Origin of the sequence: Actinoplanes sp. NPDC024001 (assembly GCF_040638955.1) — a bacterium.
In the GTDB taxonomy this organism is placed as follows: domain Bacteria; phylum Actinomycetota; class Actinomycetes; order Mycobacteriales; family Micromonosporaceae; genus Actinoplanes.
Map to the genome: position 1 here is coordinate 55,228 of NZ_JBEZZB010000037.1, position 15,332 is coordinate 70,559.

Below are 15,332 nucleotides of genomic sequence, written 5' to 3' on the forward strand. Positions count from 1 at the left end.
TCCCTGGCCGGGCCTGTGTAGGCGTCGCGGTCCGGCTGACGCCTGACGGGCGGCCTGAATGGTTCGGTCGACGAGGTGCTAGGCCTCCGCCTCGGCTGTCATGCGGGGAGTGTCGTAACGGGCATAAGGTTACGAACGTTGCATAAGCGAATCAAACTGCCGAACGAGACAATGATGCGGCGCTCATCCGGGATGGCGCCCGTTGTCCAGCGGAACGGCGGCTGCCGGTGATTAGCCGGCGCGGAACAGATGCCCGGTTAATCAAACAAGCGGTTGGCGTGTTGCTCGCTGATCGTGTCATCGCGATTACCGAGCCGATGCGGAGAATCGTATTCGCGTCGAATCATACGCCCTCTTCTTAATCTTCTGTAAAGGTTCGCCGAAGGTGCGTCTAAAGCTGTGGGCGGCATGGATTCCGGGTCGCTCAGTCCCGCAGTCAGCCTGCAGAACCCCTGGTAGAAGAGAGGTTCGGCGTAGCGGGCAGGACGCCGTTGAATGACGAACGGCGTCCGAAGGCTCTGCCGATCGGCGCGTTGCTGGCACCTATTTAATGGTCTATGGTTCCGGGTCATGTCGATCCCCCGAGCGCGATCACGGCGACAGCTGTGGTTCATTCTTGCGTGCGCTTTTGTGCTGCTGTCCAGCATCGCGCTGGTGCCGCAGATCATGTCGAACGCGTCAGCAGCCGCCAAGACCGTATTCATCCCCGAGCGGTGGACCCGGACCGGTGAAGTGCCCTGGGCCCCCGACCGCACCCGCGAGTCGAACAACTTCATCTTGTTGTGGGGTGAGAAGTCCGGCACCAACCCGGCCGCCGCACCCGCGCCCTACACCTTTGATCCGGCCGACATCCTCGGGCAGTTGGAGAACCTGTACCGGTTCTACGTGAACGACATGAAGTTCACGCCGGAAGCGGGACTGCTGGCCAAGCACAAGATCATCGTCATCATCACCAACACGTGGAACCGCACCGAACTCAACGCCTGGGCCACCGGGGGCTCGGTCGACGGCCAGGTGGGTGTCATCAACCTCGCTCCGGGCGCGGCTCTGCCCGGCTCGTGGGGCGTGGCGCACGAGCTCGCCCACGTGTTCCAGAACTACACGTTCCTGGGCCGCTCCGGTTACGGCTTCACCGACGCCTCGGCCGGCACGTTCTGGGAGACCAGCGCCGAGTTCATGGCCATGCAGGCGTTGCCCACCACCGCGGCCGGCGACCTGACCCGGTGGCTGCGCTCGGAGAACCTGTACTACAGCTCCAGCCGGCACCACTACGGCAACTGGATGCTGCTGCAGTACATCAAGGACCGCGACGGCATCGGCATGTTCAACCGGATCTGGAACGAGGCCCGCAATACCGAGCACCCGCTCGAGGTCTACCGGCGGATCGCCGGGATCACCCAGGCCGAGCTCAACCGGCGGCTGGGGGAGTACGCCACCCGCACCGTCACCTACGACTTCGGCAACCGGTCCACGCTGATGCCGTTCATCAACAACGTCTACGGCGCCGGCTTCCTCAACGCCTACAACGGCGGCAACGTCGAAGCCGTGAACCAGAGCCTCAACCACTACCGCATCAACGCCCGGGTGGCGCCGTCCGACTACGGCTTCAACAAGATCAAGCTGGTGCCGTCGAGTGACGGCAGCCTGGTCAAGCTGCGGCTCAAGGGCCACGCCGAGACCGGTGCCAGCGGCTGGACCTTCGGCCTGGTCGCGGTCCGGAACGGCACCCCGCGGTACTCGCCGCTGCAGACGGGCACCGATGGCCAGATCGACTTCCCGTTGCAGGCCGGCGAGAAGGAGGTGTGGCTGGTCGTCACCGGTACGCCGAACGCGGTCCCGCGCTACGGCTTCCTCGACGGCTACACCAAGGCACGCCGCTTCCCGTACGAGTTCCGCGTCTCCGGCGCCACCCCGTCCGGGTTCGAGCCCGGCCATGTCAAGCCGGCCCCGACCGGCGGCGGCCGCTGGCACTCCAATGGCGGCGGCTGGGTCGCCGCCGGTGCCAACGTCGCCGCCACCGCGTACGTCGGACCGAAAGCGGCCGTGATGGCCGGCACCGTCACCGGCAACGCCCGCGTCGAGGGCCTCGGCTGGGTGAACGGCGGCACCGTCGGCGGCAACGCCGTGGTCAAGGACAACGCCATCATCCAGGGCGGCGCCAACCTGTCCGGCTCTGTCGTGGTCGGCGGCGACGCGGAGATCGCGTTCGCCTGCGGCTCCGGCACCTATCTCATGTTCAACCCGGACCGCCGCTGCGACGGCGCCGGCGGCGAACCCGACATCAACCCGGCCTTCAACGCCTTCAACAGCGCCGACCTGGCGATCAGTGGCACCACACCGCCGCCGGCCGGCGACAACAGGGCCCGCACCGCGGCCGCGTCGGCCTCCTACACCTCTCCGTGGGAGTCGGTGAACGCCATCAACGACGGCCGCGAACCCGGCTCGTCCAATGACACCGTCAACCCCCGGTGGGGTACCTGGCCCGAAACCGGCCAGCAGTGGGCCGAACTGACCTGGCCTCGCGCAACGAGCCTGAACCGGGCCCAGATATACCTGTTCGACGACGCCGGCGGCGTCCGACTGCCGAGCTCCTGGAAACTGCAGTACTGGACCGGCGGCACCTACGCCGACGTGCCCGCCACCAGCGGCTACTCGGTCAACGCCAACGCCTACAACACCGTGACCTTCAACCCGATCAACACCACCCGGCTCCGCGTCCTGATGCAGGCCAACGGCACCGCCTCGGTCGGCCTCCTCGAGGTGAAGGCCTTCTCCTCGTAGGTCGCTATCGCAGCCGCGCTGCGGCATGGCCGGAATCAGCAGCGATTCCAGTGATGCCCGCAGCGCGGCATGCTTTGCGGCAGAACCAGGTGGTGTCTTCAACGATCGACAGCCATTGCAGCAGAACGGCGATGGTGACGGTGGCCTGGAACGAAACTGCTGATCTTGTCACAGCGGGTCGCGACACTTCGGCAGTGTTCGAGCCGGTTGAAGCAGCGTTCCACGACGTTGCGGTGCCGGTAGATCAACTTGCTGGCGGCATAGGTGGGCTGTGCTCGTGACGTACGCTCGTTGCTGGTGAGCCGGGAAGCCTGGTCGGCGCGGTGATGACGTGTCGGCGGCTGCGGGAGGCTCACGGTGAAGGTTTTGATCCTGACGTTGGGCACGCGCGGTGATGTGCAGCCGTTCATCGCGTTGGCGCAGCAGTTGCAGGCCCGCGGCCACGAGGCGGTGCTGGGGGCGCCGGAGCGTTTCGCCGATCTGGTCACCACGCACGGCGTGAGGTTCGCCGGTGTGGACGACGGCCCGTTGCGGGTGCTGGACAGCGGATCGGCGGTAGGCGACGTAGCTGCCGGTGGCCTGCGGGAGAGGCTGGCGTTGATGCGCCGGATGCCTGCACTTTTCACCCGCGTGTTCGAGGACTGCTGGCAGATTGCGTCGGTCGGGCCGGGGGCGGGCGCTGATGTGGTCGTGCACAACGGGCAGATCGTGGCCGGCCAGCATGTGGCGGAGAACCTGGGTGTCCCGGCGGTGCTGGCGCTGCCGATGCCGCTGTATGTGCCGACGAGGGAGTTCGCGTGGCCGGGTCAGCAGCTTCCGTCGTGGCTGCCGGCCGGGGTGAACCGGGCGACCTATGTGGGGATGAAGGCGCCGGCGGTGATGTTCGGTCGCACGGTCGATCGATGGCGTGCCGAGTGGGGCCTGCCCCGGCGACATGGCAGGCACGATCCGCTGCGTGATCCCGGTGGTGGGCGGGTGCTGGTGCTGCATGCCGTGAGCCAGGCAGTGGTGCCCCGTCCTGCTGACTGGCCGCCGTCGGCGCAGATCACCGGCTACTGGTTCGCCGACCGTCAGAGCGTCACCACGGATGCGCTGCCTGGCCAGCCGGCTTCGGCCGACGGCGGTGGGCCGTGGGTGTTCGTCGGGTTCGGCAGCATGGCCGGACCGGACCCGGCAGCGGCAACCCAGGAGATCATCGCTGCGTTACGGATGGCCGGGGTGCGCGGTGTGCTCGCCGCCGGCTGGGGAGGGCTGAGCGAGGCTCGGTCATCGGAGGATGTGTTCCTCGCCGGAGAAGTCCCGCACGAAACGGTGTTCCCTCAGATGGCAGCGGTGGTGCATCACGGTGGAGCGGGTACGACGGCGGCAGCGGTCCGAGCCGGCGTGCCGCAGGTGGTGTGCCCGTTCGTCGCGGACCAGCCGTTCTGGGGGCAGCGGATGCACCGGCTCGGCGTCGCCCCGGAACCGATCACTCAGCCGCGCCTGACCGTGCCCGCGCTTGCTGCCGCGATCCGCCGCGCGGTCAGTGATCAGCGGATGAGCGATGCGGCCCGCCGGCTGGGAGACAAGGTCCGGGCCGAGAACGGTGTGGCTACCGCGGTCGACCTGTTGGAGCAGGCCCTGTCCGGACGTCGATGAAACCTCGGGTGGTGGGTGAGCTCAATCGCTGCCGTGACCGCCACGGCACGGTAGGTTCGATTCAGGTGTGCCGGGAAGCCTGGTCGGCGATGTCATTGCCGTGCCCGCATTTCCGGAGGAAGCCCTGTGACCGCAACACCGCCTCACCGTCACCTGTTCGGCCGTGGCAGCTGGCCGGAGGTCAGCCGGATCGGCGACATCCTGCGCACCGAGACCGTTGGTGGCGCGCTGCTGCTCGGCGCCGCGGTTCTTGCCCTGCTGTGGGCGAACTCGCCATGGGCGTCGGGATACCAGGACCTGGTGGCGCTCAAGGTCGGCCCGCACGCGCTGCACCTGGACTTGACGTTGGCACAGTGGGCGGCGGACGGCCTGCTGGCGATCTTCTTCTTCGTCGCCGGTCTCGAGCTGAAACGCGAGTTCGTGGCCGGTGACCTGCGTGACCCGCGACGGGCGGTGCTGCCCGTCGCTGCCGCGGTCGGCGGCATGGCCGTACCCGCATTGATCTATGTGGCGGTCAACGCGGGCGTGGCAGGCGGATCATTGCGGGGATGGGCGGTGCCGACCGCCACCGACATCGCCTTCGCGCTCGCCGTGCTGGCGGTCATCTCCACGCATCTGCCGGCCGCGCTGCGCACGTTCCTGCTGACCCTGGCGGTGGTCGACGACCTGCTCGCGATCCTGATCATCGCGGTGTTCTACACCAGTTCGCTGAGTCTGGTGCCGCTGGCCGCCGCGGTGGTGCCGCTGGGGTTGTTCGCGGTGCTGGTGCAGCGGCGGGTCCGCTCCTGGTGGCTGCTGCTGCCGCTCGCGGCGGCGACGTGGGCGCTGGTGCACGCCTCGGGTGTGCACGCCACGGTCGCTGGGGTGCTGCTCGGGTTCATGGTTCCGGTGATCCGCCGCATTCCCGGGGACGGGCACGGCTTGGCGGAGCACTTCGAGCATCGGTGGCGGCCGGTGTCGGCGGGGTTGGCGGTGCCGGTTTTCGCGTTCTTCGCCGCCGGAGTGTCGGTGGCCGGGGCCGGTGGGCTCGGTGAGACGCTGCGCGACCCGGTCACGATCGGCATCGTGCTGGGTCTGGTGGTCGGCAAATGCGTCGGCGTGCTCGGGTCGACGTGGCTGGTGCAACGCTTCACCCGCGCCACCCTCGGCGACGGGGTGAGCTGGTGGGACGTCCTCGGGCTGGCGCTGCTGGCCGGGATCGGGTTCACCGTGTCGCTGCTGATCGGCGAGCTCGCCTTCGGGGTCGGCAGCGAGAAGGACGAACACGCCCGGATCGGCATCTTGGCCGGATCGCTGATCTCGGCGCTGCTGGCCATGGTGGTGCTGCGGGCACGCAACACCCATTACCGGCGGGTGTGCGCGGCCGAGGCGGTCGATGCCGACGCCGACGGCGTCCCCGACGTCTGGGATGACGACCCCGTGCGCCGTTGACCGGCGGCAGGCCTTCCGAGCAGTGCGGGACAGGCGTACGGTGAGCGGCAGGTGTGCCGGGAAGTCTGGTCGGCGGTCATAGCTCCACGCCCCCGACCGAAAGGCATCCTGCGATGACCAATCCCGCGCTGCGCGCTGTCCGGCTGACGAAGCGTTACGGCCGCCTCATCGCCCTCGACGCCTTGGACCTGGACGTCACGCCCGGGGAGGTGTTCGGGTTCCTCGGCCCCAACGGTGCCGGCAAGTCCACGACCATCCGGCTGCTGCTCGGCCTGGCCCGGCCTACCGCTGGTCGGGCCGAGGTGTTCGGCGTGGCTGCCGCCGACGTGGCCCGCGCCCACCGCCACCTGGCGCACGTGCCGGCCGATGTGGCATTGTGGCCGCAGCTGACCGGCGCCGAGATCCTGCACCTGCAAGCCCGGACCGGACCCGGAACCGACACCGCCTACCGCGACGAGCTCGTCGAACGGTTCGCCCTCGATGTGTCCAAGCCGGCCCGGACCTACTCGACGGGCAACCGGCAGAAGGTCGCGCTGGTCGCGGCGTTCGCGACCCGGGCGCCGTTGCTGGTGCTCGACGAGCCGACCAGCGGCTTGGACCCGCTGATGGAACGCGAATTCCGTACGGCGGTCCGGCAGGCCCGTGACCGGGGGCAGACGGTGTTCCTCAGCTCCCATCAGCTGGCCGAGGTCGAAGCCGTCTGCGACCGGGTCGGCATCCTGCGCGCCGGCCGGCTCGTCGAGGTGGCCACGATCGGCGAGTTGCGGGGCCTGCACCGTTCGGAGGTGACGATCTCCTACACCGGCGCGGCACCCGACCTCACGGTGACACCCGGGATCGGAGCGGTCCAACCCGCAGGTGACGGGCAACTAAGGTTCACGCTCACCGGGGCACCCGCACCGGCGCTGCAGGCGCTCGCGGGTGTGGAGGTCACTGCGCTGGCGGTGCGGGAGCCGAGCCTGGAGGAGATCTTCCTCGACTACTACGGCCGGCAGGAGGTGGCCCGGTGAGCACCGACATCCTGCCCGCATCGACCCCTGTCAGCCTGACCGCTGATCCAGCGCCGGGCCGGACCGTTACCTGGCTGGCGTTTCGGCAGATCCGGCGCGGCGCTCTGATCGTCACCGGCCTGGCTGTAGGTATGACAGCCGTCGTGGTCACCAGTTACGCGCAGGTGATGGCCGACCCGGCGGCAGCCCGCGGCCTGCAGTCGCTGGCCGCGAACCCGGCGATCCGCACGTTGTTCGGGGCGCCGGTCGGGTTGGACACTGCCGGCGGGTTCACGGTGTGGCGGATCGGCACCGTCTTCGCCGTGCTGCTGGCGGCCTGGTCGATCCTTGCCGTCACCCGGATCACGCGTGGCGAGGAGGACGCCGGCCGCTGGGATGTGCTGCTGTCCGGTCGTCTGCCGTTGCGCAACGTGTTGATCCGCCATATAGCTGCCGTGATGGTGGTCGCGGCCGCCACCGCGATCGCCATCACGGCTGTCCTGCTGGTAGCCGGCACCCCGGCCGCGGGCGCGCTCGTTCACGGTGTGGGCACTGGCGTGCTCGGCACGTTCTTCGCCGCGGTGGCTGCGCTGGCTGCCCAGGTTCATCCCGCTCGTTCCCCGGCGACCGGCGCGGCGGTAGCGGTGCTGGGCGTCAGCCTGCTGGCCCGCATGATCGGCGACGGCGTCACCGCCCTCGGTTGGCTGCACTGGCTGTCCCCGTTCGGGCTGCTCGCGCTCAGCGGCCCCTACGTCCAGGACCGGATTCTGCCGTTGGTGCTGCTAGCGATGGCCACGGCGATCGTCGCCGCGGTGGCGCTGACCGCGGTCGGCCGCCGTGATGTCCAGGGTGGTCTGCTCGCGCCCGCGGCCGGACGGCCTCCGCGGACGCGGCTGCTGGCCAGTGTGGAGACCTTCGCCGTCCGCCGGGTGCTGCGGCCATTGACCGGCTGGATGATCGGTATCGGCGCCTACTATCTGTTGATCGGGCTGACCGCGGTCTCGGTCACCGGTTTCCTGCGCGACAACCCCGCCATGGCCGGCCAAGCGGCACAGGCCGGCTTCGACGCGCTCGGCAGTATTGCTGGGTTCGCCGCCTCCCTGTTCGCGCTGCTCGCCCTGCCCGCCGGGGTTTTCACCGCGGTCCGGATGGGTGATCTGATCGCCGCCGAGACCGGCCGCCGGCTGACGTTGCTGGTGAGCGGGCCCGTCACCCGGATCCGGCTGCTTGGCGCCGAGATCGCCGTCACGGCTGTGGCCGCAGCGATCCTGGTCACCGGCGCCGGACTGCTCACCTGGGCCGGTGTCACCGTCATGGGCGGGGAACTCGCCATCGGCGCGGCACTGCGCGGTGTCTGGAACGTCCTGCCGATCGTGCTGCTGAGCCTCGGTGTGGCGGTCTTCGCCGTCGGCTGGGTGCCACGCCTGACCGGGCTTCTCGGCACTCTTCCCGCAGTCGGCGGGTTCCTGTTGCTGGTCATCGCCGAGAGCGTCGCCGCACCGAGCTGGGTCCGTGACCTCTCACCGTTCGCCCATCTGGCACCGGTACCGCTGACCGGTCCCGACATGACAGCCTCGACGATCATGCTCGCCTCGGCGGCCGCGCTCACCGCCGCTGGCCTCGTCGGATACCGCCACAGAGATCTGCACTCATGAACCGAGGGTAGGCCGGCGTCGCCGAACGCCTGCCCAAACCCATCGCCCTCACTCGGCGCGGGATCGTCCACAGGGTCGAGCGACGAACGGATCTTCGGCAACGCACCGCCCTGCCCTTCACCCCCGCGCAGCCGAGGAGCGACTTGGATGACAACTACTCCGGCCGTGGCACAGACAGCTTCTGGGGATACATCTTCATGCGGCCGTGAGGATGATTCAGTCCGACGACGCACTGATTTGCCGCGCTCCGTGGGCGCCGGACACGGAAGAGCGGTCACTCACTGTTTCGGCGGCGGCCGTTCCCGGCGCTCAATCGAGCGCCCTGTACTCAGCCGGCGGTTCGACGAGATCCGGGTGCGACACCCAGTACTGGTCTCCATGAATCTCACGCATCGCCCAACACCATGCCTCGTCATGGAACATGAGTCCTCGGTAGGGCGCATCGCTCGCCTCGAAGGGGTACCGCTGTTCCGCAGCCATCTCGGCTTGGAACGCAACGAGACCCCCGAAACGCTGCATCACCCACCCATAGCGGCGCCGCTCGTCCCGCAGATACTGGACATACTCCTCCTCGCTCCAGTCCGCCATGCCCTCAGCTTAGGATCCTGCCCACGGTGCTAGGACTGCTGCTGCTACGGCGGACCCAACGCACTGTCTACCGCTGTCATCGCGGCTTTCGCCATGGGAATGACCGTCACCGTCTGTACCGGCTGCTTGCCTGGCGGCTGACTGCGGCATCCTGGGATCGATGCATCGGTCTCGACGAAGTTCCGCGTTTGACGCAGCCATCCGAGGTGTTCCTTGCCGCCGCATCGGGCATATTCCGCCATGCGCCGTTCGAAGCGGGGCCTGAACTAGTGCGAGACGGCGGAAAAGGACAATAGTGTCGATACTTGCCATGTTGATCTTCAGCACGATTCAGGTCACCTTGCTGCTGGCAGTAGCGCTGCTGGGGATCGCTGCCCGCCGTCAACGCGAACTCGCCGACAGGCAAGCGGAGCACGGTCGGTCGGTGTTCATCACCGACGAGGTGGACGTGGTTGCTGCCGACGCCGAGTTGGCAACTGCGGCAGCGCTGCGGGCGTTGGACGAGGCCGACCAAGCGCAGGATCGGGCCTTGTGGGCGTCCACGACCCGCGACATTGCGGAGCAACGCCACCGGCAGGCACTCAAAGATGCCGAAGCAGCCGGCCAAACTCATCGGCTCGTGCAGCGCGCAGCTCTGGATGCATACCAGCGTGGACAGCTGTCGGTTGACGAACTCAACCGGATCTGGCGGCACGCGCAGATGACGGCGGAGTCCACGCCGAGCCCCGCCGCGGTGCCGCTCGGGTGGGAGTTGCGCGTGCGTGAGACCCGGCGACGCTACGACCAGGCCGCGGCCGACGCGGCACGGGCTGAGGATGAGGCTCAGCGGGCGGCCGCCACCGCCGCGGCTCTCGCCGAGGACGCGCGGGCCGCCGAGTCGCTCCTGTCGGCGGCCCGGCGCTCCGCGAACGTCGGTCTGGTCGGCCTCCTACGGGCGGCCTGGGCCGACCCGGTCGCCCGTTGATGACCTCGTAGCCCAGCCGTGCATCACCGATCGGCTCCAGTCTTCGGCCGTGCTGGCTGCTCCATCAGGTATGCGGTCCGCCCGGCGAGGTTCGACCCGGGCGAACCGGCCCGCGAACGAGCTGGTCACCAGGGCAGGCTCATGGTTCAGAGTGAAATGTCCGGGGTGAGGCGCCCCCGTATTCATGGAGCTTCTTCATCATGGTTGGTGGCCATGGGGAGGAAGTATCTGTGGCACCACCGAAGAAGTACCCCGATGAGCCGCGCCGGGCGAACGAGATCCTGAAAGCCGCCTCGGCGTATTTCGCGGCGGAGCTCGACCCGACCCGGCGACGGTCCTGACGCTATCGAAGAACAGTCGGACCGCTTCGCGGTCGCGCTCCTGCTACGGGTCCTAGAGATCGGCGAGTCGACGTACTACGCCTGGAAGAAGCAGATCGAGCAACCCTGCGACCGGGACATGGTCAACCTGGGCCTGCTCTCCAACATCTACGAGATCTGGCAGAACTCGGGATTCGCCTACGGCGTCGATCGGGTACACCAGCAACTGCGCCGCGACGGCACCCGCATCGGCCGCAAACGCGTCGAACGGCTGATGCGCGGCCAGGGCTGGCAGGGCGCGCACTTGCGGCGCGGCTGGCGCGGCGGCTCCACGAAGCAGGACCCCGGATCGCGAGCCGGCACCGGATCTGGTGAACCGCCAGTTCACCGCGTCCGGACCGTGTCGGCGACGCCACCCGGATCCTGTGCGCCGAGGGCGTGTTCTGGCTCGCCGCGGTTCGGCCGGCTCGCCCGGATCAAATAAGGTGCGGACCTGCCGAGCGAACCTGAGCCCGGCCGGCCCGACCTTCTGCGAAATCGCGCCGCAGCAGCCAGCCGGCGTTCCTGCTCGACACCCGCCCGCAGGTGGCCGCCCTCGGTATCGACTCGCCCAGCCTGGACACCGATGCGCAGGACGCCGCCGTACCCGTGCACCACCGGTGGCTCGGCGGCGGCAGGTACGGCGTGGAACACCTGCGGAACCTGGAGTCGCTGCCGCCGCCAGGGGCCGCCGCGGTGATCGCAGTACTGCCCCTCGCGGGAGGCAGCGGGGCGCTGGTGCGGGTGGTTCGGCCTCGTGCCCGGGTGACCCTGGCGTCCGGCACGGTGACGGGTCACCTGCGGGCCGGTCCGCCCCGGCGGCCTTGCCGTACGGTCACCAGAACGCGCCCGGGTGATGGAAAGGCGACGGGAACCCGCAATTCGGCAGAACTGCGGGCTCCCCGTTTATCCATTCAAGCAAAGGGCTAAGCGGCTTCTAGGATTGCCCCCGCCAGCAAGAAGTGTCGTATCTGCCACACAGAGCCCAGCCGACGATTCCATGGCTGTCGTCCACGACTGATATCTCGGCGTCGGCGAAGCCGCCTTGTTGGGTAGTCGCCAGGACATGGTTGCCGAGGTTGATGGTTCTTCCTGTCGACCCGGCGCAGTAGGATGCGTTGTCCGGTACGTACTTTTCATAATGATGACCGCGTGCCGTGCCCGAGAAAACAACGTACGCACACTCATTCGCGACGATAGTAAGGGTGACATCGTTGAACCCGACAGAGAGGGCACTGAACCACATCTTGCCCGTCACGGCGGCTGCGACGCGGCCGCTTGAGTGGATCGCCTGGGCCAAGAAAGTCGAGGGTGCGGCCTGTGCGGGCACACCGAAGCTCAGCGCTCCAACTAATACGATGATGGCTACGGCGCTGGCTCGCGCCAGCTTCTTGATAAACATGCATTCTCCCCATTTCATCGTTCGGCAGTTTGCTGTCAGGTTGCACTGACTGAGCGGTGATCTACCACCGCAACGGCGCATGCAAGACCGTGATCAGAGGTGGTGCGATTTCCCGCCCGGTGCGGCGGTTGACTTCGGCATGCCAATTTGTGGTAAGTGCCCGGCCAGTCGCCGTCCGCGGCAGCAGTCCCTATCAGTCGCCGGGCGGAGTGCAATCCCGACGACGATGCGGCGAGTGTCCTCGGCCCGGGCCTCCGCCAGGTGGCGGATACATCTATCCCACCCTCCGGGCGGCTGGCGGTTCCGACGCATATGTTTTCCGCACGTTTGCATAGTCCGGGGAAGTGGCCTTTCGTCGTGGGACACCGGCAATGCTTGCCGCCGGGCCTTGTAGGAAGCTTGTGAAGCTCGTACCGGTCCTGGTGATTTTCTTGAATCCCCTGGGCGGGAGGCGGGTCCCCAGAGGGATATAGGCGCGCCAGTGCAGGCGTGCCACGAGAGGGTGTTCCTGCGAGAGGTCGGCGCGCCCGCGAAACCGCCGCCCGGCGACGCAACTCCCGCGGCGGAGGCCGTCCTGGTCGCCGCACTGGCGGTCTGGAGCGCAATCCGAGCCTTACGCCGCAACACGCTCTTTGCCGCGAACAGCGCGTTGCTCCGTGAGAAGTGACGCTGAGATAACTCACAACGGTGGTGCTGATCAGCCTGCTCACCGGGACTTCGCGAACACTGCGCAACGGTCCGGGAATGCCTCGTCACCTCGTCGGGTGGTGCTCCGGTTCTGCCCAGCGTCATGGGGGTGACCTGGGTCGATCAGCCGGCGACGGAGCAGGCGCTCGGTTGCTCTCGATATAGCAACCGCTCGTTTCCTCTGCTGTGAGGTGATCGGCGATGTCTGCTCCTGCCTGCTCTCCGTCCTCTTCTCCCAGTTCGTTCGACGCTTGGGTGTCGAACAGGCCACCGGCGCCGCGGGTCCGCGGCCGTGGGCGCCCGCTCGCAGCCCGTGGGTTGAGGTTTGCGTTCTACGGGCGGATCTCGACGAGTGAGTATCAGGAACCGGTGTCGTCGCGGGCCTGGCAGCTGGAATCGGCGCAGCGGCTGGTCGCCGGCCGGGGCCGGATCGTGGTCGAGTTCTTCGACCCGGGCGCTTCGCGAAGCCTCCCGTGGGTGAAGCGCCCGCAGGCGGCCGCTCTGCTGGCCGCGGCCGCGGAACCGGATCGCGGGTTCGATGCGGTCGTGGTCGGTGAGGTCGAGCGGGCATTCGCCGGCGGCGGGGCCCGCCGGATCATTTGAGACGCTGCACGGCCTCGGAGCGCAACTGTGGCTGCCGGAGGCTGAAGGGTCGGTGAGCCGGATCATCGGGCGTTGCTGATGATGCGGGGTCAGCAGTCGCAGCGCGAGGTGCTGCGGACCCGGTTCCAGGTGCGTTCAGCGATGGCCGCCCAGGTCCGTGAACAAGGCCGGCATCAAGGCGGCCGGCCACCCTACGGCTACCAACTCATCGACGCAGGCCCGCATCCGAACCAGATCCAGGCGAGCTGGCGCCGGCGCCGCCTCGAAGTGGATCCGGTGACGGCGCCACATGTGCGGTGGATCTTCGCCCGCCGCCTCGAAGGCATGAGCACCGCGGGCATCGCCCGCGAGTTCAACGAACGGCACATTCCGTCGCCGGGTGTCTACGACCGGGTCCGCAACCCGCACCGTGGTCGAGCGGTGTGGACGTTGCGTACGGTCGCGGCGATCCTGGCGAACCCGCGCTACACCGGCCGGCAGGTCTGGAACCGGCAGTTCACCGACCATCGCGAGGCCACACCGGGCGACCGGCGCACCAGCCTCGGCCCGGTCCGGATCTGGAACCCACGATCCGACTGGGTGATCTCCGAAGATCACACCCATCCGGCACTGGTCAGCGACGAGGACTTCACCACGGCACAGGACATCACCGCCCATGCCCTGCCCGAGGACGGCACCCAGCGCCGTCACGCGCTGACCGGCTTGCTGATCTGCGAAGTGTGTAGCCGGCGGCTGTCCGGGCACTGGGCGAACGGGCGCGCCGGGTACCGCTGCCGGCACGGCCACACCAGCGCCCAGCCCGCAAACCGGGAGGCACCCCGCTGGGTGTACTGGTCGGAGGCCAAGCTCGTCGAGCAGCTGCTCGCCGGGGACGCGGCGCTTGCCGATGTCGATTGCGCCTCGGGGCTGGCCGCAGAGGTCCGGCGTCGTGACGCGGTCATCGTGTGCGGCTCTGGCACGGTCACCCTCGAACCCGCCGATGGCCAAGCGCACACCCCGCCAGCGAACAACGCAGACCAAGACGTAGCCGACGAGCAGCCGCCCAGGAAGAACCAGCCGGTGAAACCGGCTGAGCAGCAGGAACAGCCGCCCCGACCGCCGTCACGACAGACCGGACACCCGCATCGGAGCCGGACAGCAAGAAACCCCATCCGATCCTGCCGCGAGGACAATGATCGATATGGGGTTTAACGTGTCCGAGGGGGGAATTGAACCCCCACGCGTAGCACTCATCTTCATGATGAGTGCCCATGCGACCAGCATAGCGATATTGACACGCGGATCCGCTACCGAGCCGAGGCACTCTCGGTGAACGTTGCCGGGTCTGACCCTCCACTCGTGGATCAACTCGGCGGAACCGGCGTTCAGGCGCTGCGGGAACCGGCGCCGTGTGCCCCGGCACCCGGACTCCCACCTCCGATTCGTGCACTCGCGTTCCACAGATCGGCTGATCACCGCCGTCATCGACAACCGGGCATGCGCGGCCTTACACGGCTATGCAAGGCGCTGTCTAGTGTGGCCCGTCGGACGACATAGTCGCCTTTTGTACCCAACGGGCTGTTGCGCACCAGCATTGTGATCAGGTTCGCTGTACGCAAGTCTGCGATCACGGATTGCAAGGAAGGTGGGCGCTCGTCGTGGTGGATGGCGCTTTTTCGCAGGCCGAGCACCCTGACGGGCTATCCGAGCGCATCGACCAAACCGGGCAGCTTGAGCTGGATCTCTTCCGGCGGCCGGCTGAGGACGCTGGCGCACCCACCCAGGGCAACTTCCACTACCAGACCGAGATCATCGCCTCGTACTGCCTGAGCCTGCACACAGACGTATCGATTGTGAAGATCATTTGTGAGTGGCAGGAAGACTTCATCATCGTCAGGGACCGGCCTCCGTTGCTCGAGCTGGTGTCGGTCAAGCATCACGACGACATGCTGTACACCACGATGAAGTCGCTGTGCGATCAAGGCGGCGTGGCACATCTTTTCGACCGGTGGCTCGGCTACACCACCTTGCCGGTCGTGCGGCTGGCCAGCAATACGCGCTTGGGTGGCAGGCCGGGTGACTACACCCCGCGTGCACTGCTCGACGTATGCCGGGCAGGTGAACTGAATACTCCGCGAGGCATCGCTCTCGTCGCGCACTTAGACCGCATCTCATTTGGGATGGTTGCTGGTCAACAGGTTCTGCTTGGCGGCGCGGCGGTAGCAGATGACAGCGCACGCCAGGCGCAGGAATCCG

Annotated in this window: 12 protein-coding genes and 1 pseudogene; 10 read left to right on the plus strand and 3 right to left on the minus strand. The window is 67.8% G+C overall.

The features are described from left to right. Positions 1-630 precede the first annotated feature (630 nt). Positions 631-2,781, plus strand: a complete 2,151-nt coding sequence (locus AB0F81_RS16825) for a DUF6055 domain-containing protein (protein WP_360197723.1) — start codon at positions 631-633, stop codon at positions 2,779-2,781. Positions 2,782-2,929: 148 nt separating this feature from the next. Here AB0F81_RS16825 and AB0F81_RS16830 read toward each other — a convergent pair. Next, positions 2,930-3,026 (minus strand): annotated as a pseudogene (locus AB0F81_RS16830) (IS5/IS1182 family transposase); the annotation flags it as partial. Between the two features lie 112 nt (positions 3,027-3,138). Here AB0F81_RS16830 and AB0F81_RS16835 point away from each other — a divergent pair. The 4 genes from AB0F81_RS16835 (at position 3,139) to AB0F81_RS16850 (ending at position 8,494) form a co-directional block, all read left to right on the plus strand. Beyond that, positions 3,139-4,419, plus strand: a complete 1,281-nt coding sequence (locus AB0F81_RS16835) for a glycosyltransferase (protein ID WP_360197726.1) — start codon at positions 3,139-3,141, stop codon at positions 4,417-4,419. A 126-nt stretch (positions 4,420-4,545) separates the two neighbouring features. Further along, positions 4,546-5,850 (plus strand): Na+/H+ antiporter NhaA, encoded by a 1,305-nt coding sequence (nhaA, locus tag AB0F81_RS16840; protein WP_360197728.1) that lies wholly within the window; start codon positions 4,546-4,548, stop codon positions 5,848-5,850. Between the two features lie 113 nt (positions 5,851-5,963). After that, complete coding sequence (locus AB0F81_RS16845) at positions 5,964-6,860, plus strand: ABC transporter ATP-binding protein (RefSeq protein WP_360197731.1); 897 nt, start codon at positions 5,964-5,966, stop codon at positions 6,858-6,860. Continuing rightward, positions 6,857-8,494 carry a hypothetical protein gene (locus AB0F81_RS16850; protein ID WP_360197733.1) on the plus strand — a complete coding sequence of 546 codons (1,638 nt, stop codon included), beginning with the start codon at positions 6,857-6,859 and terminating at the stop codon, positions 8,492-8,494. The genes AB0F81_RS16845 and AB0F81_RS16850 overlap by 4 nt, the downstream gene beginning before the upstream one ends. Positions 8,495-8,803: 309 nt before the next feature. On the opposite strand, the gene AB0F81_RS16855 is transcribed toward AB0F81_RS16850, so the two are convergent. Continuing rightward, entirely contained in the window at positions 8,804-9,082 is a 279-nt protein-coding gene (locus tag AB0F81_RS16855; RefSeq protein WP_360197736.1) for a hypothetical protein, read from the minus strand. A gap of 310 nt (positions 9,083-9,392) precedes the next feature. Here AB0F81_RS16855 and AB0F81_RS16860 point away from each other — a divergent pair, with 310 nt between their 5' ends. Beyond that, positions 9,393-10,046 (plus strand): hypothetical protein, encoded by a 654-nt coding sequence (locus AB0F81_RS16860; protein ID WP_360197739.1) that lies wholly within the window; start codon positions 9,393-9,395, stop codon positions 10,044-10,046. Between the two features lie 459 nt (positions 10,047-10,505). After that, entirely contained in the window at positions 10,506-10,850 is a 345-nt protein-coding gene (locus tag AB0F81_RS16865; RefSeq protein WP_360197742.1) for an IS3 family transposase, read from the plus strand. A 492-nt stretch (positions 10,851-11,342) separates the two neighbouring features. Here AB0F81_RS16865 and AB0F81_RS16870 read toward each other — a convergent pair whose 3' ends face one another. After that, positions 11,343-11,807 (minus strand): hypothetical protein, encoded by a 465-nt coding sequence (locus tag AB0F81_RS16870; protein WP_360197745.1) that lies wholly within the window; start codon positions 11,805-11,807, stop codon positions 11,343-11,345. A gap of 1,056 nt (positions 11,808-12,863) precedes the next feature. On the opposite strand from AB0F81_RS16870, the gene AB0F81_RS16875 reads away from it, so the two are divergent. The 3 genes from AB0F81_RS16875 to AB0F81_RS16885 form a co-directional block, all read left to right on the plus strand. Next, on the plus strand, positions 12,864-13,097 hold the full coding sequence (locus AB0F81_RS16875) for a hypothetical protein (RefSeq protein WP_360197748.1): 234 nt from the start codon (positions 12,864-12,866) through the stop codon (positions 13,095-13,097). 141 nt (positions 13,098-13,238) lie between these two features. Next, positions 13,239-14,288: a recombinase family protein gene (locus tag AB0F81_RS16880; protein WP_360197751.1), complete on the plus strand. Its 1,050-nt coding sequence runs from the start codon at positions 13,239-13,241 to the stop codon at positions 14,286-14,288. A 446-nt stretch (positions 14,289-14,734) separates the two neighbouring features. Then, positions 14,735-15,332, plus strand: a 598-nt coding sequence (locus AB0F81_RS16885) for a dsDNA nuclease domain-containing protein (RefSeq protein ID WP_360197753.1), incomplete at its 3' end; no start/stop codon positions are given.